The organism is Mycobacterium cookii (assembly GCF_010727945.1).
GTDB classification, from domain to species: domain Bacteria; phylum Actinomycetota; class Actinomycetes; order Mycobacteriales; family Mycobacteriaceae; genus Mycobacterium; species Mycobacterium cookii.
The window spans coordinates 1067661-1089065 of record NZ_AP022569.1 but is presented as its reverse complement, the minus strand read 5'-3'; the positions used below and the strand labels follow the sequence as shown (position 1 = coordinate 1089065).

The window sequence follows — 21405 nt, the reverse complement described above, 5'->3', positions numbered from 1 at the left end:
ACCTTTGACTGAGCCCCGACACGGCGGAAAAGCCTGTCGCACAGCTTATCTGACGACCGGGAAGTCGCCGATGAAATGTCACTGTGACGATTGAAGGTGTCTCGGGCAAGCGGTGAACTGCAGGGGAGTCGACGCGATGAGTTTTTCCCTCAGGTGCAGTCTGAAATGCATGGGCAAACTCATCTATGGCTTCAACGTCTCGGTGGACGGGTACATCGCCGACGCGCAAGGCAACATCGATTGGTCTGATCCGAGCGAAGAACTGCACCAGTACTGGAACGACTTCGAGCGGGAGACCGCCGTGTCGATCTACGGTCGGCGGCTCTACGAACTGATGTCCGCGTACTGGCCGACCGCCGACAAGACCCCGGACGCCACCCCTGTGATCGTCGACTTCGCGCACATCTGGCGCGACATGCCGAAGGTCGTGTTTTCGCGCACCCTGGAGTCGGTCGACTGGAACTCCCGCCTGGAACGCGGCGACCCGGTGGAGGTGGTGACGAAGCTGAAAGCCGACATCGACGGCAGGCTCGAGGTGGCCGGCGCGACGCTGGCCGCACCCATCGTGCGGGCCGGACTGGTGGACGAGTACCGAATCGTGCTCACGCCCACCGCAGTGGGCGGCGGCACGCCGTTCTTCCCGACACTGCCGTCATGGATCTCGCTGCGACTGTTGGAGAACCGCACCTTTCCGGGCGGAACGGTCCTGCTGCGCTACGAGGCGAAACGGGACTGATCGGACGTGGAGTCATCCGGTCGTCGCGCGTGGAATTTCGTCACAGTGACGTAATCCCAACGCGCGGAGCTTCAATGCGGACGCTCTCGGTAGGGGCAAATTGTGGCGGGCGTGGTCGATCTGGAACCCGGCCCGGCGCTGACGTCTCAACGCCTCAAGAAAAATCTGCTCGCGTGTGCACGCAGGGGGGTTGTCGGGGGCCGGTGATCATCGGACAGCCGCCCAGTCGGCCGCGGTCGATTAACTCGCCGCACGTCAGCGTTTTGCCGATAAGCGACATTATGTCAAGTAAGGTATCCCCGTTTTCGGTTGTGGCTCAATGGGTTTCAGTTAGCTCGCAAGGCCGAGGAATGCCATCAATGCTCGTTCGGTCATGACGAGTTGTTCGGCGTTGAGTCGGCCGACGCGAGCGTGGATGTTTGATCTCCGAACGGTTGTGAGCTTGTCGACCATCACGTCGCTGTCGTGGTCCAGTCCTGACAAGCGGCCTGCGCCGATGCGTATGCGTATCAGCGGAGCGTCCAACAGTGTGCTCGTCATCGGAGCGACCGTCACCGAACTCGTTGCAGCGAAAAGGTCATCCTGGATAATCACCGCCGGACGAGGCTTCGTTGCATAGACGCCGCCCGCCACGGTCCAAATCTCCCCCCGATTCACTCCTCGTCCCAAGGCGTCGAGATCGCGTCGACGAAGTCTTGGTCGTCGCCGATTTCGTCCGCGTGCGCGACTACCAAAGCCTGGCGACGTGCTTCGGCGGCGAAAGCCTCGGTCCGCACGTCGGGAACCCAGACCTGGAGTGGTCGCAGCCCTCGTTCTCGCATCCGGCGACGGTACTCGCCGACTCTTTCCCTCACGGCCATGCTGACATGTTACATGTAACGCCGGTCCTGGATCAGCGGAGAGCAAACCTGTCACGCGGGCCGACAGCCTGCGGCCTCGTAGACTGCTTCGAGGTTTCCGTGTCTCTGGGACACGCGAGCCGGCTAGCCCGCGTAGGTCTCGAGCCCCGGCGCCGGAGTCATCTCCAGATCCCGATGGTCTGGCGATGGTATCGGTGTGCCCCAAGCTCGTCGACAAGGAAATCGGCGACATCAGCGGGAGCAATGGTCTTGAATCCCCCGGGGAACTTGCCGGGTTCGCGGTGGTAGCGGCCCGTGTACGGGCCGTCCTTGATGTAAGGGCATGCTGCCAGCGTGTAGTCGAGGTCGGTGGCAGTGAGGATGTCGTAGGCGCCTTGGTGGTCGGCGGCGGCTTTGATCGCGCGCCGGACCATGGCCTGGGTGATGCGGCCCAGGAATGTAGCGGGCATCTGGGCGGTACCGGTGATGCCGAGGTAGCGCCTAGGACCGACCGAGACCATGGCCGATGTCACGTTGCGCACGGTCTCGGTGACCACGGTGGACGGTCGCAAAGGGTCGGCACCGACGGCCATTACGACTGCGGTGGCACCCGGGATGGCGGTCAGGACGGATCGGATGGCGGCCGGGTCGAGGGTGTCGCCCTGGACGACGCTCAGCTGGTCGTGCGAAACGAGGACTCTTGCGGGGTTTCGTGCCACCGCAGTGACACGGTGGCCTGCTTCCAAGGCGAATTTCACCACCGCTGCGCCGACGCGGCCGGTCGCTCCAAGGACGACAGCGTGTTCCACGGGCATGTTCCTCACGTGAGATGTTCTTCTCAAGAACCAGTATGGCCTCAGCCCACGATCCGCACGCCAATGCTTCGGCGTCGTCCCCAGTCGCGGCGTCGGCTTTGCTTGATCCCGATTCAGTTGTCGCCGCATCTGTTCGGGGCCAATCATTCCCCGACCAGATGAAGTGGTGATCGCGCACACTAGGACACGGAATGAGCCCGGTCGCCGAATTCGACTTCATCATCGTGGGAGCAGGCAGCGCCGGCTGCCTGCTTGCCAATCGGCTCAGCGCCAACCCCGATCGCCGTGTGCTCCTGATAGAGGCCGGCGGCAGTGATGACTGGTTTTGGATCAAGGTGCCGGTGGGCTATCTGTACACGATCGCCAATCCCCGCACCGATTGGTGCTTTACGACCGAGGCCGACCCCGGCTTGGCCGGGCGCAGCATTCACTATGCGCGGGGCCGTGTGATCGGAGGCTGCTCGTCGATCAACGCGATGATCCACATGCGCGGACAGGCGAGCGACTACGACCTGTGGGCGCAGGCCACCGGTGACGAGAGATGGCTTTGGGGTGGTTCGGACAGTCCAGGCGAGACGCTGGCGATCTATAAACATTTGGAAGACTACTTCGGCGGCGCCGACGACTGGCATGGCGTCGGTGGTGAGATCCGCGTCGAGCGGCCTCGTGTGCGCTGGAAGATCTTGGACGCCTGGCAGGCCGCCGCTGCCCAAGTGGGTATTGCTCCGATCGATGAGTTCAACCGGGGCGACAACGCCGGCAGTGCGTACTTTCATGTCAACCAACGACGTGGCCGTCGCTGGTCGATGGCTGATGCGTTCTTGCATCCCATCGCCCACCGACCCAATCTCTCTATCTACACACAGACGCAGGCCTTGCGGCTTCTGATGGACGACCATGTCCGCGAGGATCAGCGTCGCGGTGCCTGGACCACGGCGCAGCAACGCGTCACCGGGCTGCGGTTGATCACAGGTGGCCAGACCGTCGACGTCCGAGCCCGCCGGGAGGTGATCTTGAGCGCCGGAGCTATTGGCTCGCCGCATCTGATGCAAGTCTCGGGTCTGGGCCCGGCCGGCCTGCTTGCTCAGCATCACGTGCCGGTGGCCGTCGATCTGCCAGGAGTGGGCGAAAACCTCCAGGACCACCTGCAGCTTCGAACGGTCTACCGGGTCCGGGGCGCCCCGACCGTCAACACGCTGTACCGCAACTGGATCACCCGTGCGGGCATGGGACTTCAGTACCTGCTGTTGCGGTCGGGGCCCATGACCATGCCGCCGTCCACCCTGGGGGCTTTCGCCAAGAGCGACCCCTCGCTAGGAAGTTCCGATTTGGAGTGGCATGTGCAGCCCTTGTCTTTGCCGAAGTTCGGCGAACCCCTGCACCCGTTCGGAGCGATCACTCCCTCGGTCTGCAATTTGCGGCCCACCTCGCGTGGCCACGTGCGCATGGCCAGCGCAGATCCACTGACCAACCCCAAGATTTTCTGCAATTACCTGTCGACTGACGCGGATCGTCGAATCGCCGTGAAGGGCCTCCGGATGACCCGGCAGATCATGGCGGCGCCAGCGCTGGCCCGCTACGGCCCGCAAGAGTTGCTTCCCGGCCCGCAACTGGTGAGCGACGAAGAGCTACAGAAGGCGGCCGGTGAACTCGGTACGACGATTTTTCACCCGGTAGGTACCTGCGCGATGGGATCCTTTGACGCCCACGGTCGGCCACGGTCGGCCGCCACGGTGCTCGACACCGACTGCCGCGTGCATCGCGTCGCCGGCCTTCGAGTGGTCGACGCGTCGGCCATGCCCACCATCATCTCCGGCAACACCAACGCGCCGGTCATGCTCATCGCAGAGCGCGTAGCGCGGGCGATTCTGGGATGAATCGGTCGACACCGAGACATCAATCTGCTTGCGCGGTCGATACGTCCGTTGTGTCACTCCCCCGTGCGCCTAGGCCGTCAGCCGGCCGGAGAAATAGTGGCCGTTGTCCAAATCGGCGAGCAGGTTGGGCTGAGCGGGTTCCCAGCCCAGGGTCCGGCGCGTGATGAGGTTGGTCGCGGGGACGTCCATCGTGACGAGGTTCGTGAGGGACCCGAAGTATCCCGGCAACATCAGGACGTCCTCGGGAACGCTCACGACGGGCAGGCCCAGGCGGCTGCCAATGGACTCGGCGATGTCGCGGAACGGGATGCCCCCGTCCTGAATCGCGTGCCAATACTTGCCAGCCGGCCCCTTTTCCAGCGCCAGGCGGAACAACGATGCGACATCGCGGATGTGCACGGCGTTCCACAGGTTCGCGCCGTCTCCCGGGTAGCCGGCGAAGTTCCTCTCCTGCGCGAGCGCGATCAGCCCCGGAAGGAAGCCGGCACGATCGGTTGTGCTGTGCGCGATGAGCGGAAGCCGCACGATCGAAGACCGCACTCCCCGCTCGGCGAGGCCGACCACCGCGCGTTCCACGACGTTACGAACACGCAGCGTGCCCTTGTGCTCCTGGCCGCTGGGAAGAGCGGGGTCTTCCTCGGTGGCCGGTCGGCCCAGGTTTCCAGGCGAGCCGATACTCCCCGCTGCGACCAGCGGCTTTCCCGTCCCTGCCAATGCGTCGCCGTACGCGAGCATGATCGGCAGCTCCGCGGCGGCCACGGCGTCGATCCCGCCGGAGGGAAGCAGGTCTTGCCGGTGTGCGACATGGATGACCCCGTCGGAGTCCGCAGCCGCCTCCTTGAGCCCGTCGAGGTCCTCGAGTTCGCCGCGACGCACCTTCGCGCCGAGCGCGGACACCGCCGCCGCGGCGGCGTCCGACCGGGCCAGGCCGGTGACCTCATGTCCGGCACCAATCAGCTCGGGGATGATGTGCGAACCGGCGTGGCCGGTCCCACCAGCGATAAAAACGCGCATGTGAGTGTCCTTCCGAGGTAGGTGGTGGAGGCCGTCGTCTAACTGACGAGGTTGACGCCGAGGGCGAAGTTGGTGTGCTTGAGGGAGTGGGTAAGGCCCATCTCCAGCAGGCCGGCGTTCTCCAGTGACCGCGCCATCGGCAGCTGTCCGGCGTCGAACGGACGCAGTCCCAGGCTCTCGATGAACACCGACACATGCGCCTTGGCCTGCGCGTCGTCGCCGGCGATGAACACATCCAACGGGCGACCCTCGGCTGAGCCGGCGGCCAGAACATTGGCAAACAGGGTGTTGAACGCCTTGACGACATGCGCGCCGGCCGGGGCGGCCTTGGCGATCTCCTGCGCGCCGGAACTGCCGTCAGGGGTGACAAAGCCCGTGAGATCGGGGGCGACGGGGTTGGTGATGTCAATGACGATCTTGCCGATGAGTGCGTCCCCGTACTCGCTAACCACCGCCGCCGCGCTGCCGTACGGCACGGCGAGGATAACGATGTCCCCCGCCGGGGCGGTGCCGGCCGTCCCAACGGTGGCGCCGCCGAGTGATGCGGCCAACTCCTTCGCTTTGGCCGGGTCGCGGCCGATGATCTCGACCGCGTTGCCGCCGGCGATCGCCCGCTCGGCCAAGGCGCCGGCCATGTTCCCCAGGCCGATGATGCTGATGCTGCTCATGAAAGTCCCGTCTCGGTTGATGACCAAAAGGTTGATGGTTCAACCATATGGAAAGATTGGTGATGCGTCAACCAATTGGGGTAGCATGGAGATCGATGGAACCGAACTGGCTGAACGCTCATGAAGACCGTGCATGGCGAGCCTTCATGCACGGCCATCATCAGCTCGTGGCACACCTGAACCGCGGCCTCCAGCAATCAGGCCTGTCCGGCGCCGACTACGAGGTCCTCGCGGCGCTCTCGGCTTACGACGGGGACCGCATGCCCGCCCGCGACCTGTGCAAAGCCCTGAGCTGGGAAAAAAGCCGGGTGTCTCACCAGCTGCGGCGGATGCAGCAGGACGGCCTGATCAGCCGCGAGCCCAACCCCGACGACGCCCGCAGCACGCTGGTCTGCCTGCTAGACGCCGGCCGTGCCGCCATCAAGAAGGCGGCACCCAGCCACGTCGAGGACGTCCGCCGGAATTTCATCGACCTGCTCACCCCGGCTGAACTCGACACGCTCGCGACCCTCAATGAACGGGTCCTGCACCACCTGGCCGCAAACTACGACTCCCCCGCCGAAAACGAACCTTCTTAACCTCAACCTGCGACCCCTGCGCCGACGCATCGGCTTCATCACGAGTGACGACCGACCCGTCCCCCGCCCCGCATGCGGCATTCGTCCCGAAAGATCCGACGCAAGCCTGGCCGCCATCCGCCAAACACGGGCGGGTCTAAACGCGGCATTAATCGCAGTTGTCTGCAAAATGAACTAAAGTAGGTGAAAAGGTAAACAGCAAACGAACAGGGGATCTCTCGTGATCGGGAAACTGCTGGTCGGCACCCTTGGAGCCGTCATCTCCGTAAGCTTGGCCGCGCCAGCCGGCGCCAGCCCGGCACCGCAACCCAACGCCGTTCCGGACTTCTTGGCCGCCGCACGCGCAGCGGGCATCACCGGAGCGGACCCGGCGATGCTGGCAGACGGCTACAGCGTGTGTCGGCAACTGTGGGTTCTGCAAGCCCCCGGTACTGAGGTGGCCGCGGGCTTGGTGCGCGACCATCCGACGCTGACCAGCGAGCAAGCGGGACATTTCGTGATGGCCGCATACAACGACCTCTGCCCGCAACCCGGCACGTTCGACTACTGGGCATACAGCACCAGCTGAAAATCAGGCGGTCTCCCAGCCTCTAGCTGCAGAGATACTGCCTGTTCAACATGCAATTAGACGGTGGCGAGTACGAGCCGGACACGACGCCTCTGAAACCGCCTGTGGCTGAACTACCGGGTGCAATGGTGAGGTTCCAATTCGCGGGGCTGAGGACGTAGTGCGTGCCCGATTGTGCGAGGGTGCTATTCCACGTGTGAGAGATGGATTCGTTCGCCGGCAAGTCGAATTCAAGCTTCCAGTCGGACAGCGGCGCCGCGCTCGAGTTGATAACAGTGAAGTGGGCGATGAAACCCGTTTGCCAGGCATGCTCCACCGACAACGTCGCCGTGGCCGCAGCCGCGTGCGCCGCGGGTGTGACGGCGAGTCCAACGACGGCAACCATCAATGCCGACATGGTTATGTGCAGCACTGTGCGCCCGCGCTTCACGCAATTGTCCAGTCGGGCCATAGGGCCAACGTTAGGCGCAGGCAGGCGATTTCGGCCTTCGCATCGCGGCTAGGCTGCGGGACCTTTGCCCAACCGAAACCGTCGCGAGATGTCGGCTTCGATCCCCAGGCGCTGCGGTCATAGATCCAGGACGATGCGCAGTGCGGCGTCCACGCGGCGTATCTCGTCGCGGCTGAGGAATCCGACACTGCCGCCGAGCCGAGCAGGGTCGACGGCTGCGGTCTGTTCGGCCAGTACGCGGGTTGTCGTTGTGCCGATCTGGATCTCGGGTCGGAAGCTCGCGGCGCGCGCCGACGTGGACGTCGGTGCGACGAGCCAGGTCGACAGCGGTAGTTGGTCTGACTGGACTACGACGACGTAGCGCGAGCCGGACTGTTCGTGACCGCGACTCCCCCGCGGCGCGCGCAGCTCAAATACCTCACCACGCACGCAGGGTCTCCATATCGCGCAACACCTGCATTGCTTCAGCGCGATCTACTTCGTCCTGTGCGAGCCGCTCCGCTTCGGCGCGAATTGCCTCGCCCGCCTTTCGTCGCGCGGCCTCAATGAGAGCGGCCCGGACGGCTGCCGAAACCGGTGTCCCATCGCTCGTCAAAACCCGCAGTGCTTTTGACGTGTCGTCGTCGGGCCGAAAGGTGATCGTGTCTGCCATCGCGAAAGTGTACGACGTTTTGTAAGACAGCGATGCCGCCGCGAATTACGGCGAGTTCGGCCCCTGCCAGCCGGGAGTGCGCACGTGTCGGCCCTCAGCATTGTCCCAAGTCAGATACTCGGACATATCCTCGTGGCGACCCATCATGGTTGTCGACGCTTCGAGGACCATGTCGCCGTGCTGATCGGTGCAGACGCTGCGCGTCGTGACAATGTCAGCGCCGAACCGCTCGTCGACCGACTCGACATACATCGTCCCGCGAAGTACATCGCCGGCCACGATCGGTCGATGGTAGCGAAAGCGCTGCTCGACCTGGATCATCTGAATCTCGTCCATGCCGACGTCGACATTGCTGAGAAAATGCCGCTGAATGAGCGAGGCGAATATCGCCGGGAACGTCGGTGACGCGACGACCGCTACGTAACCCATTTCGGAGGCGGCATCGTCATCGAACGTGGCGGGATCGTTCGCCTGCACGGCCCTGGCGAAATCGCGTACATCTTCTCGCCCGACGACGAATGTTTCGGGATAGGGCCACGCCATGCCTTCGATGTCCGTTTTCAGGGCCATTGCTAGGACCCTACGGCGCTGAACGCCAGACCGACACATTACGCGTCTTGCCGGACTATTGCATTTATCGACAGCCCGTGGCCAGTCCTTCTCCCCTGCCGAATAGCTTCTGCGTATTGCGCTGCGGCCCAGCGTTATTCGGCAACAGGCCAGGCTCGGCGGTCCTCAACGCCGAACCGCGGACGCATACGGCCATCGGCGGGTGCACACTTGTCGCATGGATGTCACCGAACTCGCCACTGCCGCGCCGACCACCGCGCCTACGCGCCGGACGCGGCCGACGTGACCGCGCCGCTCGGCGGTTCGGAACCCGCGCCGCGCCGCGTGCTGAACGGCATCTCAGACGTGCGCGCGTTCTTTCACACCAACGCGGTGCCGCTGTACTTCATCTCACCGACCCCGTTCAACCTGCTCGGTATCGACCGCTGGGTGCGAAACTTCTTCTATCTGAACTACTTTGACTCTTTCGAGGGCGCACATTCGCGCGTGTTCGTGCCTCGGCGGCGCGACCGGATCGATTTCGGGTGCATGGGCGACGTGTGCAACCACCTCCTGGGTGATCCCGAGACACTTGAATTCATCGCGCGACGAGGCCTCGGCGGCAACGCCTGCTTTGTGATGCTCGACGGGGACACCGAGGCCCTCGCGCGCCAGGCGGGGCTCAATGTCATGCACCCGCCGGCGGAGCTGCGTCATCGTCTCGGCTCCAAGATCGTCATGACCCGCCTGGCCAATGAAGCGGGTGTGCCGAGCGTGCCGAACGCGATCGGGCGGGTCGGCTCCTACGACGAACTGACGGCGCTCGCGAACAACGCCGGGCTGGGCGACGATCTCGTCGTCGAGGCCGCGTACGGCGCCGCCGGCAGCGCGACTTTCTTCGTCCGCGGTCAGCACGACTGGGATCAGTGCGCCGGCGACCTGGTCGAGCAGGAAGTCAAGGTCATGAAGCGCATCCGCAATGTCGAGGTGTGCATCGAAGGCACCGTGACCCGCCACGGCACCGTGATCGGCCCCGCGATGACGAGTCTCGTCGGTTACCCGGAGCTGACTCCAACCAAGGGCGGCTGGTGTGGCAATGACGTGTGGGGCGAGGTGCTGCCGCCCGCGCAGAAGCACGTCGCGCGACAGATGGTGCGGAAGCTCGGCGACGTGCTGCGCCGCGAGGGATACCGCGGCTATTTCGAGGTCGACCTGTTGCACGATCTGGACTCTGACGAGCTCTATCTCGGGGAGGTGAATCCGCGGCTGTCCGGCGCGAGCCCGATGACGAACCTGACCACCGAGGCCTACGCCGACATGCCGTTGTTCCTCTTCCACCTGCTCGAATACATGGACGTCGATTACGAACTCGACGTCGACGAGATCAACGAGCGGTGGGAGCGCGGCTACGGCGACGACGAGGTCTGGGGTCAGCTGATCATTTCGGAGACCGCAACCGATGTCGAGCTCTTCACCGCCACCCCGCGCACCGGAGTGTGGCGCCTCGACGAGGAGGGGCGCGCGTCCTTTGCGCGCCAAGGCAACGACTCGGCCACGCTGCTCGACGAGTCCGAGGCCTTCTTCATGCGTGTCGCGGCGCCCGGCGACTTACGTTGCGAGGGAGCTCAACTCGGCGTGCTGATCACCCGGGGGCACCTGCAGACCGACGATTACCAGCTGACCGAGCGCTGCCGACGCTGGGTGAGCGCCATCAAGGCGCAGTTCGTCTCCACGCCCCTGACGCCGGCCACGCCAATCGTCTCGCGGCTCGTCGCACGAGCGTGAGCAACCGGCCGGCCGGTATCACTTTGGGCAACTGGTTGTCGGCGCCACATTCGCACTGGTCCTTCCAACACGTCGAAGACTTCGTGCCGACCGCGTTGATTGCGCGCGGGACCGGGCCGACGGTGGCGTTGCCCGCCGCCAAAGCTCCGGTCGGCGAGATCCGCGTCACCAGCACGCACGGTGCGGCCACCACCGTCGATGCGGTGATGGCTGCCACCGCTACCGATGGCTGGGCGGTGGCGTACCGCGGTTCGGTGGTGGCCGAGGAATACCTCGACGGAATGGTGCCCCGGACCCGGCACCTGCTGTTCTCGGTGAGCAAGTCACTGGTGGCAGCCGTCGTCGGTGCGCTGCACGGGGCCGGCGCGATCGATCTCGACGCGCCGGTCACGACATTCGTTCCCGCCCTTGCGAATTGCGGCTACGCCGGTGCGACGGTCCGCCACCTGCTGGACATGCGGTCGGGAATCGCCTTCTCGGAGAACTACGACGACCCGGCCGCCGAGATCCACCTCCTGGACCAGTCGATGGGGTGGGCGCCGAAAAGCAGCCCGGACGGTCCCGCCACGCTGCAGGATTTCCTGCTGACCTTGCGGCGGAAATCGGCGCACGGCGGCCCGTTCGAATATCGCTCCTGTGAAACCGACGTCCTCGGCTGGATCTGCGAGGCCGTCGGCGGTCAACGGATGCCCAAACTGATGTCGGAGCTGCTGTGGAGCCGTATCGGCGCGCAACACGATGCCACCATCGGCGTGGACACGGTCGGCACTGGACTCTTCGACGGCGGCATCAGCGCCTGTCTCACCGACATGATCCGGTTCGGTTCGCTGTTCTTGCGCGACGGCGCCTCGTTGACCGGACAGCAGGTGGTGCCGGCGGCGTGGATCGCGGACACCCTCGACGGCGGGCCCGACTCGCGACACGCATTCGCCGCCAGCCCCGACCACGACACCGATTTGCCCGGCGGGATGTACCGCAACCAGATGTGGTTTCCCTACCCGGGCAGCAACGTGGTGCTGTGCCTCGGCATGTGTGGCCAGATGATCTACGTCAACCGCGCCGCGGAGATGGTCGCCGCCAAGTTGTCCACCCAGGAACATTCGCACGAGCCGCACATGTTGGACACGCTGCGCGCTTTCGACGCGGTGGCATACGAACTCGCCGGAATCACCAATTAGCTTGCCGCGCAGGCGCTAACCCGGTTCGGACACCTCGGCCTGCCACCGTTCGCGGCGTTGCTCGTCGGTCTGCTCCCACCACGGCGGCGAGCCACGCTCCCCCAGAGCGACTTTGGCGGCGTGCCCTTGGTGCGACCCACATCTCGGCGCCACGCCATCAGTATCCGGACGAGTTCGGTTCGACGGTCCTCAGGAATCGACGGGTCGGTGGCACGCCATCGGTGACCATCGATGACGACGCAATGCCCGTCACCCGTCATCTACGGTCCGCTCACCCGGTGATGGTATTCGCTTGCTAGGCAGCGGGTCTGACCGGTATGACGATCTCGGTGCGGCGCAGGAAGGGCAGGGTCCACGGCGGATCGTAGAACCACACGGCGGGCGAGTCGGTCGCTTCCAATCCCTGGTCATGCAGTGTCTGCACCAGAGCCGCTGTCTGCGCGGCGAGCGCGTCGGGGCTGGTGCTGCCGGAAAACCGGCGCACAGCAATGGTTTCGGCCGGGGCAGTCACCAAGCTGACCGCCGGGTCGTCCGGCGCAGGCAGCGACTCCAGCGTCTTGGCGCTGGGCATGAAAAACCGGATCACCCATTGCCCTTCGGGGCTGGCGTATTGTGTGACCGGCGCCGTCATCGCGATCTTCTCGCCGCGTCCGCCGCGGAACTGCGCGACGACCGGTGCCCGCTTCGGGGCGCCGATGTCGACGTGGTTCGCGCCGAAGATATAGCCGGCCAGGCGCTGAAACCCGATCCGCCGCGCGGATTCCTCATCGGGGTCGTCAACCGTTGTCTCGGCGGCGACCCGCGCTTCGTAGCGTCGTAGCTCCACGCCGCCTGGAAGCCGCTGAGTGCTGTGGGCGGGCTCCTCGGTGAAGCCACGAAACCCGACCACCGATCCGCCGGCTTCGATGATGCTCTTGGCAATCTTCACGACCGCTGTCAACACAGCCATCTCCCTTTCATATTCGGCAGGGTTATAGCGGAAAGCCTAGTTTCGACATTCACCAGTTGCCTAATAGCCGGCTTTGAAGACCGGTCACCCGGCTGTAGCGTCACGCCGGTGAACTCTTCGCGTGTGTCCTCCTCCATCGTGCTCGCAGTCTGCGCGGCCTCAGCCGCTATGGCGCTGACGGCGTGCAGCTCCGACAAAACACCCCCATCGGCCAAATCGTCGTCCAGCTCGCCCGTTTTCAGCGAACCGGCGGCACCTGCTCCCGCCGAGCCGGCGACCACCAACAGCAGTTGCCCGACGGCGGCACCGGCCAGCGGTGGCGCCCCCGAGTGGACGCTGACGGGTGCAACCGGCAGCGTCGCGGTCACGGGTTCCACGGACGCCGCGGCACCGCGCGTCGACGTGACAACGCCGTTCAGCGTGGCCCAGACCGAGGTGCACACCCTGCGCGCCGGCGACGGGCCGGTCGTCGCACCTACCGCCACCGTGTCGGTCTGCTACATGGGCGTCGACGGACGCGACGGCAAAGTGTTCGACAGCAGCTATCAACGCGGCGCTGCGGTCGACTTCCCCCTTGACGGTGTCGTTCCGGGTTTCCAAAAGGCCATCGCCGGGCAAAAGGTCGGGTCCACCGTCGGAGTCGCGATGAGCTCTGCGGATGGCTACCCCGACGGTGAGCCCCGCGCCGGAATCCAGAAGGGCGACTCGCTGGTTTTCGCGATCAAGATCCTCAGCGCCTCCAGCTGACGCGCGCGTTTACGCACGACGGGCGGCGGGGTAAGCGCGGGCCATGGTGAAGGCTTTCGGTTACAGCAGCAATGGCGGACCCGACGTTCAGGAGTTCCTCGACCTCGAGATGCCGAGCCCGTTGGCGGGTGAACTGCTCGTCGAGGTCCGCACCGCCGGCGTGAACCCCGTCGACTGGAAGATTCGCTCCGGAATGCTCGGCGCCGCCAGCCCCGGCGATCTGCCCGCGGTGTTGGGGCGGGAAGTATCCGGCGTGGTTCGAGAAGTCGGTCAGGACGTCGACGGCTTCGCGGTCAACGACGAGGTCTTCGGCAACGTCGCGCCCGGCTCGGGCGGTTATGCGGAGTACACGTTGGTGTCGGCCTCGACCGCGGCGCACAAACCGCCCCAGGTGTCGTTCCATGACGCCGCGACGCTGCCGGTGGCGGCGGCCACCGCCTATGACGGGGTAAGCCAACTGAAGCTCGATGAGGGCGACACGCTGTTGATCAACGGCATCGGCGGTGGCGTCGGCGTCGCGGCCGCTCAGATCGCCCGGGATGCCGGCATCAACGTCATCGGCACCGCGAGTGAGGACAAGCGTGCGCTGGTGGAATCGCTAGGCGCAACGCTCGTCCCGTACGGCGACGGCGTCGCCGACCGTGTCAGGCAACTGCTGCCGGACGGCGTCGACGCGATTTTCGACCTGGCCGGTGGTGATGGGCTGCGCGCCGTCGCGGATCTGCTGTCTGATCGGGAGAAGTTGATCACCGCCGGAGATCCGGTCACCGCGGGTGAGCTGGGCGGGCGCATGATCGAGCGCGACGGCACGGGCCGCGTCCTCGAGATCGTGGGACGCCTGGTCGCCGAGGGCAAGCTCGATCCGCACATCGAAGACGTCCGCCCGCTCGACGAGGCAGCCGACGCGATCGCCGCAGTCGAGGTCGGCCACGCCAAGGGCAAAGTCGTGATCGAGGTCAGTTCTTAGCCAGACGTGCGGGGTTCGTCGCCAATTACTGCGGGTGCGTCGCCACGTAGTCGGCGGCCGGGATCGGCGATGTCGCGGCGTAGCCGATGGGCATCAGCACGTCTCCCGCGGTCGTGCGGCAATAGACGTCCCACCGGTAATAGCTTGCGAACGCCGCCGGGTCGCCTGCGATCAGGGCGGCGTACTGGTCAACCGCGCGCACGTATTGATTCGCATGGTTGTAGCGGTAAATGGCGTGATCGCGATCGGTGGCGAAACCGTTCGCGGCGAGATACCGACCCGCGGCCAGGATGCTGTCGTGTGGCGAATGGATATCGCCGCCCTGGCCGTAGGCGGCGAACGTCCCCGGCAGGAACTGCATGGGGCCCTGCGCGTCGGCGGTGCTCACGCCGTCGATGCTGCCCAGCCTGGTTTCGATGAGATTGATCGCGGCCAGGTAATTCCAGCTGACGCCGGTCTCGGAGTCGGCCTGGTGATAGAAGCCCAGCAATTGGTCGGCCGGCGCCGGCGGCACGATGCGCCACGCGGGCAGGGTGGTCCTGGTGGGTGTCATCGCGTCGAGTTGCCGCCGGGCGTCGACGTTGCGGTCGTAGGTATCGATCAGATCCGCCGGGATGCGTGGTCGCGTCGTCGCATCCCACTGCGGGTGGCGCCCGATCGCACGATAGGCAGCTTGCTGGCGATGGGCCGCCGCCGCGAGCGCCGGCTCGCCAGTCGACGGGTCGCGCAAGGCGTGCTCGTCGGCGACCAGGTCGTCGGCCAGCTGCGCGGGGTCCGCAGCCAGCCGCGGCTGCGCACCCGGAGGGGTGTTCGGCGCCGCGGCGACCGCGACCGTGGTCGACGGCGCCGGTGCGGCGGCGGCCGGCGGCGCGGGCGGCCCTGGCGGCTGCGAGCACCCGGCGACGGTCAGGATCGACGCGCCGAACGCAACGGCCGCGACGTGGTATTTGACGGTGACGCTCATGGTCACGTGTCTACAGCGCTGCCGGTAGGGGCGGCAATGGGAAGTCGATTGGCGGGGACCACTGCTGCGTCGGCGGCGTTGGAACAATTCCCCACGTGTGCTGCGGACAAAAGACGTTCTCCGAGATTTGGGTGAACTTCGTCGCGGCGTCGTCCGTCAAGCCGGCATTCTCCTGGGTCATGCTTTTGACGACATCAGCTTGCGAATTGCCTTGGTCCATCAACTCGCATGCCCGGCGGCCGCTGGCGATGGCGGCGGGACCGTTGTTATAGGTGATGCCGGCTTTGTTGAGAGCGCCGAGAAATTTGGCATCGGGGTTGGGATCGGCGTGCGCCGGGGCAGCCAGGCCGATGAACGCGGCCGAGGTCAGGTAGACCAGCTGAGATCGCATGACCCCATACTCGTACAAATCGGCACTCCGGTACAGGAACACTGAGCGAATAGTCAAACGTTTGAGCCCGACGTGTTCCGTGAAACCTAGCGCGCATGGATACCAGCGCTTTCATCGAAAAACTCAACGAGGACCTAGGCACCGAGTACCAGTCGATCGTGCAGTACATCCAGCACATTGCGACGATCAAAGGCCCTGAGTTCCACTCGATCACCGAAGAACTGGCGAATCATTTGGGCCAGGAACTGCAGCACGCGAAAATCCTTGCCCAGCAGATCGATTTTCTCGGTGGCACCCCGACGGTGAAAGTCCCCGACGTTCCCGATGTCACCGACGGCGCGGCAGCCCTCAAGGCTGACGTGGAACTCGAGCAGCGCCAGCTTGATCGCTATCGCAAGCGGGTCACGGAGGCTAACGAACTCGGGTTGCCCGATGTGGCAGAGGCGCTGCGGCCGCTGCTGCAACAGACGCAGGACCACGTCCGCGAACTTCAGGATGCGCTTGAGCAGTAGCGGCTCGGCGCCCCGAACCATCGGGTGAGCGCCTCGGTTAACCCGGCGTCGCTTCCGTCGCCAACCCAGGCGACATAGCCGTCGGGCCGAATCAAGACACCAGTCGGCGCAGTGACCATCCCGAGTACTGGAAGTTGCCACCCGCCAACATATTCCGCATCAGCACGCTGCACCCGATCCGCCCAGGAGTTCGCCGCCAAGCTGGCGTTGTCCAAGTCGAGTAGTACGCCACGACCGTCGTGCAGCAGGCGGTAAACGCGCGTCGAGGCGCTATCGACGTGCAGATCCAGGTCGGGCATCCGGCGGCCGAGCAATGGGTGGCCGTTGCCTAGATCGTAGTGAATGTCCAGCCCGGACATCATCGCGGCGAAGCGCCGACGCGGCTCATCCGTACTCAAGAGATCAGACATGATGTCGCGCAACGCTTTTGTGCGATCGCTGTCCGGACGACGTAGCAACTCCATCTGCGCCATCGTGTTTCGCAGCACTCGCGCAGCAATCGGATGCCGTTCGGTGTGGTAGCTGTCGAGCAGGCTGTCCGGCGCGAACCCCTTCACCACCAGCGCCAGCTTCCACCCGAGATTCACCGCATCCTGCACACCGGTGTTGAGGCCCTGGCCCCCGATCGGGTGATGCACGTGCGCGGCGTCGCCGGCCAGCAGAACTCGCCGATCGCGATAGGCGGCCGCCTGTCGGGCCATGTCAGTGGACCTGGAAATCCAACGGGGACTGTGAATTCCGTAATCTGATCCGTAGGCGCAGACCAGGGCCGCCCGGAGATCGTCCATAGTCGGTTCGTCGTCGGTGACGATGTGCCGTTCGGTCACCATGATCCGCACCGCGCCGCCGTCTGCCACCTGACTCATCGAGTGGACCCCGAGCGCGTCGTGCCGGATACCCCACGGCGGCGTCCGACCCGGCTCACCCGGCATCGCGACCTGAGCAAGCAGATAGCTCATCGTCGGGTCCCACCCCGGGAACTGGATGCCCACCGATTTGCGGACCGCGCTGCGTCCCCCGTCGCTACCGACCAGATACTCCGCGCGCAGCCTCGGGCCATCCGACAGTTGCGCATCGACACCGGCATCGTCCTGCGCGACGCCGATCACCTCATGCTCGTGGGAGATCGGAACGCCCAGCTCCTCCACCCAGTTGGCCAGTAGCTGCTCAATACGGTTCTGCCACAACGCAAGTCCGTAAGGATGTCGGGTCGGGAAATCGCTGATGTCCAACCGAATCTGCGAGAAACCCGCGACCTGCGCCACCTGACCCAGCGACAGGAAGCGATCGGCGATGCCGCGCTGATCGAGCACCTCGATGGTTCGGCAATGCAAACCGCCGGCGCGGGAGCCGACCAGATCCTGGTTGCGGCGCCGCTCGACGATCGCGACGTCGACTCCTGCCAGTGCCAATTCACCCGCCAGCATCAGGCCTGTCGGGCCTCCCCCAACGACGATGACCGAATGGTCGAATGTCGATTCTTTACGCATGCGGCAATCCCCGGTGTGCTGAATTCTGTCGTCGGCCAGGGATTTTGCAGCATCGCCCGGGTCTTGCCGCAAGCCCCGGTGTGCGCTATATGTTGAAAGTGAGGAGATGAATTCTCCGACTTCCCCATTGCTTCCAGAAGCGCATCGGCGTCTGCCTACGATCACACCGTGATCGGGTTCGTCTGCGCGATGCCCATGGAGTTGCGGCCGTTACGCCGCAGGCTCGGGCTTCGTCGGTCCAGCGTCGGCTATACCGGCCGCATCAACGATCGCGCGGTCATTGCGGTGGTCACCGGCATCGGCACCGCCGCTGCGGCCGGCGCCACCGCGCGGCTACTGGGCGCGGCGGAGGTGGAATGGGTGATCGTCGTCGGCATCACCGGTGCAATCGAGAACGACGTGCCGATCGGAACGCTCGTGCTGCCCGACCGCGTCGTCAACGGCGCCACCGGATCGGCGTATCACCCGCGACCGCTCGGCGTCGGCGACGGACACGGGACGATGTGGACGACCGATGAGTTGCTGTTGGATCCTGCGGTGCTCGCGGACCTGCGGGCGCAAGGCGTCGTGTCGCTGGACATGGAGACGGCCGCGGTGGCCGAGGTGTGCGACGGGCACGGTGTCGCGTGGTCGGTGGTTCGGGCGATCAGCGACCGGGCCGGCGACGGCGACGTGGACGCGGACATCGTGAGCCTCACCCGCCCGGACGGCACGGCGAAGCTGTCGGCGGCCGCTCGATATCTGGTGCGGCACCCCCGTGCTCTCCCCCGCCTGGTGCGTCTTGCCAACGGCTCCCGGCTCGCGGCCGTCCGTGCGGCGGACGCGGCAATCCTGGCCGTAAGCAGGGTGATTAATTCTTGACCAACTCCAGATTAGGTCTTGACTGGTTCCAGACAACAGCGGCATATTGGGGGTCGTGTCGTCGACGTCGACGGATTACTCGGCTCAGCTTCGGCTGGCCGATCTGCGCGTGACCCGGCCCAGAGTCGCGGTGCTGGAAGCCGTCCACGATCACCCGCACGCCGACACCGAGACGATTCTGGCGGCAGTTCGAGCCAGACTCCCCGAAGTCTCGCGGCAGGCCGTGTACGACGTCCTCAACGCCTTTACCGCCGTCGGTCTCGTTCGGCGGATTCAACCCCTGGGCATGGTTGCCCGCTACGAATCCCGGGTCGGCGACAACCACCATCACGTGGTGTGCCGTTCCTGCGGCGTTATCGCCGACATCGATTGCGCGCTCGGTGACGCGCCGTGCCTGACTCCGTCCGACGAAGACAACGTGCTCGACGGCTTCATTCTCGACGAGGCCGAAGTCATCTACTGGGGTCTGTGCCCCAGCTGTTCGAGCGCAACTCAACGATCACAACCGTGATCACAGCCCCACCCCACCCACCCCTGGAAGGAACACAGTGTCATCCGATACAACCCACAAGGGCAGCGAGAGCGAGAACCCGGCACTATCTGCGCCAGAGCCGAAATCGCATGCGCCACTGACGAACCGGGACTGGTGGCCCAATCAGGTTGACGTGTCACGGCTACATCCCCAAGTGGCGCAAGCGAACCCGCTCGGTGAAGACTTCGACTACGCCGAGGCATTCTCCGGACTCGATGTCGACGCGCTGAAAGCCGATCTGGTCTCGGTGATGACGACCTCGCAAGACTGGTGGCCGGCCGACTACGGCCACTACGGCGGCTTTTTCATCCGGATGAGCTGGCACGCCGCTGGCACCTACCGCATCTACGACGGTCGCGGCGGCGGCGGGCAGGGCATGCAGCGGTTCGCCCCGCTCAACAGCTGGCCGGACAACGGCAACCTGGACAAGGCGCGCCGGCTGCTCTGGCCGGTCAAGAAGAAGTATGGCAACAAGATCTCGTGGGCCGACCTGCTGGTGCTCGCCGGCAACGTGGCCCTGGAGTCGATGGGCTTTCAGACGTTCGGGTTCGCCTTCGGACGCGAAGACGTGTGGGAACCCGAGGAGATCCTGTTCGGCGAAGAGGGCGAGTGGCTGGGAACCGACAAGCGCTACTCGGGCAAGCGCGACCTGGCAGAGCCGTACGGCGCGACCACGATGGGCCTGATCTACGTCAATCCCGAAGGGCCCGAAGGCAAACCGGACCCGGTGGCTGCCGCGGTCGACATCCGCGAAACGTTCGGGCGGATGGCGATGAACGACGAGGAGACCGCCGCGCTGATCGTCGGCGGGCACAGCTTCGGCAAGACGCACGGCGCCGGCGACGCCGACCTGGTCGGACCCGAGCCCGAGGCGGCCCCGATCGAGCAGCAGGGCTTCGGCTGGAAGAGCGCTTACGGCAGCGGTAAGGCCGAAGACGCCATCACCAGCGGCCTCGAGGTGGTCTGGACCAAGACGCCGACCAGGTGGGGCAACGGATACCTGGAGAACCTGTACGGCTACGAGTGGGAGCTGACCAAGAGCCCCGCCGGTGCCTACCAGTTCGTCGCGAAGGACGGCGCAGGGGCGGGCACCATCCCCGACCCGTTCGGCGGACCCGGGCGTGCCCCGACGATGCTGGTCACCGACATCTCGTTGCGGGAAGACCCGATCTACCGCGAGATCACCAAGCGCTGGCTGGATCACCCCGAGGAGCTGGCCGAGGCCTTCGCAAAGGCGTGGTACAAGCTGCTGCACCGTGACATGGGGCCGATTTCCCGCTACCTCGGACCGTGGATCCCCGAGCCGCAGCTGTGGCAGGACCCGGTGCCGGCGGTCGACCATGAGCTGGTCGACGACAAGGACGTCGCGGACCTGAAGAAGAAGGTGCTCGACTCCGGCCTGTCGGTGCCGCAACTGGTCAAGACGGCGTGGTCGTCAGCGGGCAGCTACCGCAACACCGACAAGCGTGGCGGCGCCAACGGTGCGCGTGTTCGCCTTGAGCCGCAAAAGAACTGGGAGGTCAACGAGCCTTCCGAGTTGGGCAAGGCGCTGGCCACGCTGGAGAAGATCCAGCACGACTTCAACGGCTCCGCTTCCGGTGGGAAGAAGATCTCGCTGGCCGACCTGATCGTGTTGGCCGGGTCTGCGGCAGTCGAGAAGGCCGCCAAGGACGCCGGATACGACATCACGGTGCACTTCGCGCCGGGCCGCACCGACGCCACGCAGGAGAACACCGACGCGGAGTCGTTCGCGGTGCTCGAACCGCGGGCCGACGGCTTCCGCAACTACGCGAAGCCGGGTGAAAAGGCACCACTGGAGCAGCTTTTGGTGGAGCGGGCCTACTTGCTCGGTGTGACCGCACCGGAGTTGACGGTTCTCATCGGTGGGCTTCGTGCCTTGGGCGCCAACCACGGTGGCAGCAAGCACGGCGTATTCACCGACAAGACGGGCGTGCTGACCAACGACTTCTTCGTCAACCTGCTCGACATGAACACCGAGTGGAAGGCATCGGAGTCTGCGGAGAACGTCTACGAGGGTCACGACCGGTCCTCGGGCGCGCTGAAGTGGACCGCGACGGCGAATGACCTTGTGTTCGGGTCGAACTCGGTGCTGCGCGCGTTGGCCGAGGTCTACGCACAGGATGACAACAAGGGGAAGTTCGTCGAGGACTTCGTCGCCGCGTGGGTCAAGGTGATGAACAACGATCGGTTCGACCTCAAGTAGCGGCCGATCGTCAGAGTTGAGCTGCACCCCGCGAGCGACATGTTCGCGGGGTGCAGTG

General features: G+C 65.2%; 25 protein-coding genes and 1 pseudogene. 12 read left to right on the top strand and 14 right to left on the bottom strand.

What is annotated here, in order from left to right; translation table 11 throughout:
• The first annotated feature begins 169 nt into the window (after window positions 1-169).
• On the top strand, window positions 170-736 hold the full coding sequence (locus tag G6N27_RS05315; protein WP_163775402.1) for a dihydrofolate reductase family protein: 567 nt from the start codon (window positions 170-172) through the stop codon (window positions 734-736).
• A 330-nt stretch (window positions 737-1066) separates the two neighbouring features.
• On the opposite strand, the gene G6N27_RS05310 is transcribed toward G6N27_RS05315, so the two are convergent.
• The 3 genes from G6N27_RS05310 to G6N27_RS05300 all read right to left on the bottom strand — a co-directional run bounded on the left by G6N27_RS05310 (window position 1067) and on the right by G6N27_RS05300 (window position 2384).
• The gene (locus G6N27_RS05310) at window positions 1067-1393 is read right to left on the bottom strand and encodes a type II toxin-antitoxin system PemK/MazF family toxin (protein WP_163775401.1); all 327 of its coding nucleotides are present in this window, start codon (window positions 1391-1393) and stop codon (window positions 1067-1069) included.
• Entirely contained in the window at window positions 1390-1596 is a 207-nt protein-coding gene (locus G6N27_RS05305; RefSeq protein WP_163775400.1) for an antitoxin MazE-like protein, read from the bottom strand. Before G6N27_RS05305 ends, G6N27_RS05310 begins: the two co-directional genes overlap by 4 nt.
• Window positions 1597-1754: 158 nt before the next feature.
• Window positions 1755-2384 carry an NAD(P)-dependent oxidoreductase gene (locus G6N27_RS05300; protein ID WP_163775399.1) on the bottom strand — a complete coding sequence of 210 codons (630 nt, stop codon included), beginning with the start codon at window positions 2382-2384 and terminating at the stop codon, window positions 1755-1757.
• 197 nt (window positions 2385-2581) lie between these two features.
• Here G6N27_RS05300 and G6N27_RS05295 point away from each other — a divergent pair, with 197 nt between their 5' ends.
• The gene (locus G6N27_RS05295; protein WP_163775398.1) at window positions 2582-4267 is read left to right on the top strand and encodes a GMC family oxidoreductase; all 1686 of its coding nucleotides are present in this window, start codon (window positions 2582-2584) and stop codon (window positions 4265-4267) included.
• 69 nt (window positions 4268-4336) lie between these two features.
• Here the strand turns inward: G6N27_RS05295 and G6N27_RS05290 are convergent, their stop codons facing one another.
• Both G6N27_RS05290 and G6N27_RS05285 read right to left on the bottom strand, forming a co-directional pair.
• Window positions 4337-5281 (bottom strand): SDR family oxidoreductase, encoded by a 945-nt coding sequence (locus G6N27_RS05290; protein WP_163775397.1) that lies wholly within the window; start codon window positions 5279-5281, stop codon window positions 4337-4339.
• A 38-nt stretch (window positions 5282-5319) separates the two neighbouring features.
• Window positions 5320-5949: an NADPH-dependent F420 reductase gene (locus G6N27_RS05285; protein ID WP_163775396.1), complete on the bottom strand. Its 630-nt coding sequence runs from the start codon at window positions 5947-5949 to the stop codon at window positions 5320-5322.
• Between the two features lie 95 nt (window positions 5950-6044).
• Between G6N27_RS05285 and G6N27_RS05280 the strand changes: the two genes are divergently transcribed.
• Window positions 6045-6527: a MarR family winged helix-turn-helix transcriptional regulator gene (locus tag G6N27_RS05280; protein WP_163775395.1), complete on the top strand. Its 483-nt coding sequence runs from the start codon at window positions 6045-6047 to the stop codon at window positions 6525-6527.
• Between the two features lie 220 nt (window positions 6528-6747).
• Complete coding sequence (locus tag G6N27_RS05275) at window positions 6748-7095, top strand: DUF732 domain-containing protein (protein ID WP_163775394.1); 348 nt, start codon at window positions 6748-6750, stop codon at window positions 7093-7095.
• Between the two features lie 22 nt (window positions 7096-7117).
• On the opposite strand, the gene G6N27_RS05270 is transcribed toward G6N27_RS05275, so the two are convergent.
• The 4 genes from G6N27_RS05270 to hadC all read right to left on the bottom strand — a co-directional run bounded on the left by G6N27_RS05270 (window position 7118) and on the right by hadC (window position 8768).
• Window positions 7118-7546, bottom strand: a complete 429-nt coding sequence (locus G6N27_RS05270) for a cellulose-binding domain-containing protein (protein ID WP_163775393.1) — start codon at window positions 7544-7546, stop codon at window positions 7118-7120.
• 117 nt (window positions 7547-7663) lie between these two features.
• Window positions 7664-7975, bottom strand: coding sequence for a type II toxin-antitoxin system PemK/MazF family toxin (locus G6N27_RS05265; RefSeq protein WP_163775392.1), 312 nt, complete (start codon window positions 7973-7975; stop codon window positions 7664-7666).
• The gene (locus tag G6N27_RS05260) at window positions 7965-8198 is read right to left on the bottom strand and encodes a hypothetical protein (protein WP_163775391.1); all 234 of its coding nucleotides are present in this window, start codon (window positions 8196-8198) and stop codon (window positions 7965-7967) included. Before G6N27_RS05260 ends, G6N27_RS05265 begins: the two co-directional genes overlap by 11 nt.
• 45 nt (window positions 8199-8243) lie before the next feature.
• Complete coding sequence (gene hadC, locus G6N27_RS05255; RefSeq protein ID WP_163775390.1) at window positions 8244-8768, bottom strand: (3R)-hydroxyacyl-ACP dehydratase subunit HadC; 525 nt, start codon at window positions 8766-8768, stop codon at window positions 8244-8246.
• A gap of 282 nt (window positions 8769-9050) precedes the next feature.
• On the opposite strand from hadC, the gene G6N27_RS05250 reads away from it, so the two are divergent.
• Together G6N27_RS05250 and G6N27_RS05245 are read left to right on the top strand one after the other, a co-directional pair.
• Window positions 9051-10532 (top strand): biotin carboxylase, encoded by a 1482-nt coding sequence (locus G6N27_RS05250; RefSeq protein WP_163775389.1) that lies wholly within the window; start codon window positions 9051-9053, stop codon window positions 10530-10532.
• Window positions 10529-11710, top strand: coding sequence for a serine hydrolase domain-containing protein (locus G6N27_RS05245; protein WP_163775388.1), 1182 nt, complete (start codon window positions 10529-10531; stop codon window positions 11708-11710). The genes G6N27_RS05250 and G6N27_RS05245 overlap by 4 nt, the downstream gene beginning before the upstream one ends.
• Window positions 11711-11725: 15 nt before the next feature.
• Here the strand turns inward: G6N27_RS05245 and G6N27_RS05240 are convergent.
• A pseudogene (locus G6N27_RS05240) lies at window positions 11726-11970 on the bottom strand (hypothetical protein).
• Between the two features lie 35 nt (window positions 11971-12005).
• Window positions 12006-12653: an SOUL family heme-binding protein gene (locus G6N27_RS05235; protein WP_372512997.1), complete on the bottom strand. Its 648-nt coding sequence runs from the start codon at window positions 12651-12653 to the stop codon at window positions 12006-12008.
• 114 nt (window positions 12654-12767) lie between these two features.
• Here G6N27_RS05235 and G6N27_RS05230 point away from each other — a divergent pair, with 114 nt between their 5' ends.
• Both G6N27_RS05230 and G6N27_RS05225 read left to right on the top strand, forming a co-directional pair.
• Window positions 12768-13406 (top strand): FKBP-type peptidyl-prolyl cis-trans isomerase, encoded by a 639-nt coding sequence (locus G6N27_RS05230; RefSeq protein WP_163775386.1) that lies wholly within the window; start codon window positions 12768-12770, stop codon window positions 13404-13406.
• Between the two features lie 43 nt (window positions 13407-13449).
• Window positions 13450-14373 carry an NADP-dependent oxidoreductase gene (locus G6N27_RS05225; RefSeq protein ID WP_163775385.1) on the top strand — a complete coding sequence of 308 codons (924 nt, stop codon included), beginning with the start codon at window positions 13450-13452 and terminating at the stop codon, window positions 14371-14373.
• Between the two features lie 25 nt (window positions 14374-14398).
• On the opposite strand, the gene G6N27_RS05220 is transcribed toward G6N27_RS05225, so the two are convergent.
• Window positions 14399-15337, bottom strand: a complete 939-nt coding sequence (locus tag G6N27_RS05220) for a lytic transglycosylase domain-containing protein (RefSeq protein ID WP_232064865.1) — start codon at window positions 15335-15337, stop codon at window positions 14399-14401.
• A 10-nt stretch (window positions 15338-15347) separates the two neighbouring features.
• Window positions 15348-15728: a DUF732 domain-containing protein gene (locus tag G6N27_RS05215; protein WP_163775384.1), complete on the bottom strand. Its 381-nt coding sequence runs from the start codon at window positions 15726-15728 to the stop codon at window positions 15348-15350.
• A gap of 95 nt (window positions 15729-15823) precedes the next feature.
• On the opposite strand from G6N27_RS05215, the gene G6N27_RS05210 reads away from it, so the two are divergent.
• On the top strand, window positions 15824-16240 hold the full coding sequence (locus G6N27_RS05210; protein ID WP_163775383.1) for a ferritin-like domain-containing protein: 417 nt from the start codon (window positions 15824-15826) through the stop codon (window positions 16238-16240).
• Here G6N27_RS05210 and G6N27_RS05205 read toward each other — a convergent pair.
• The gene (locus G6N27_RS05205) at window positions 16219-17730 is read right to left on the bottom strand and encodes an FAD-dependent monooxygenase (RefSeq protein WP_163775382.1); all 1512 of its coding nucleotides are present in this window, start codon (window positions 17728-17730) and stop codon (window positions 16219-16221) included. The two genes, G6N27_RS05210 and G6N27_RS05205, sit on opposite strands and share 22 nt — an antisense overlap.
• Window positions 17731-17898: 168 nt before the next feature.
• On the opposite strand from G6N27_RS05205, the gene G6N27_RS05200 reads away from it, so the two are divergent.
• The 3 genes from G6N27_RS05200 to katG are packed head-to-tail and all read left to right on the top strand — an operon-like array spanning window position 17899 to window position 21347.
• The gene (locus G6N27_RS05200; RefSeq protein WP_163775381.1) at window positions 17899-18591 is read left to right on the top strand and encodes a phosphorylase family protein; all 693 of its coding nucleotides are present in this window, start codon (window positions 17899-17901) and stop codon (window positions 18589-18591) included.
• A 55-nt stretch (window positions 18592-18646) separates the two neighbouring features.
• A complete protein-coding gene (locus G6N27_RS05195) occupies window positions 18647-19102 on the top strand; it encodes a Fur family transcriptional regulator (protein WP_179963351.1) in 456 nt (151 codons plus the stop codon).
• Window positions 19103-19139: 37 nt separating this feature from the next.
• The gene (gene katG, locus G6N27_RS05190) at window positions 19140-21347 is read left to right on the top strand and encodes a catalase/peroxidase HPI (RefSeq protein ID WP_179963350.1); all 2208 of its coding nucleotides are present in this window, start codon (window positions 19140-19142) and stop codon (window positions 21345-21347) included.
• Window positions 21348-21405: the final 58 nt, after the last annotated feature.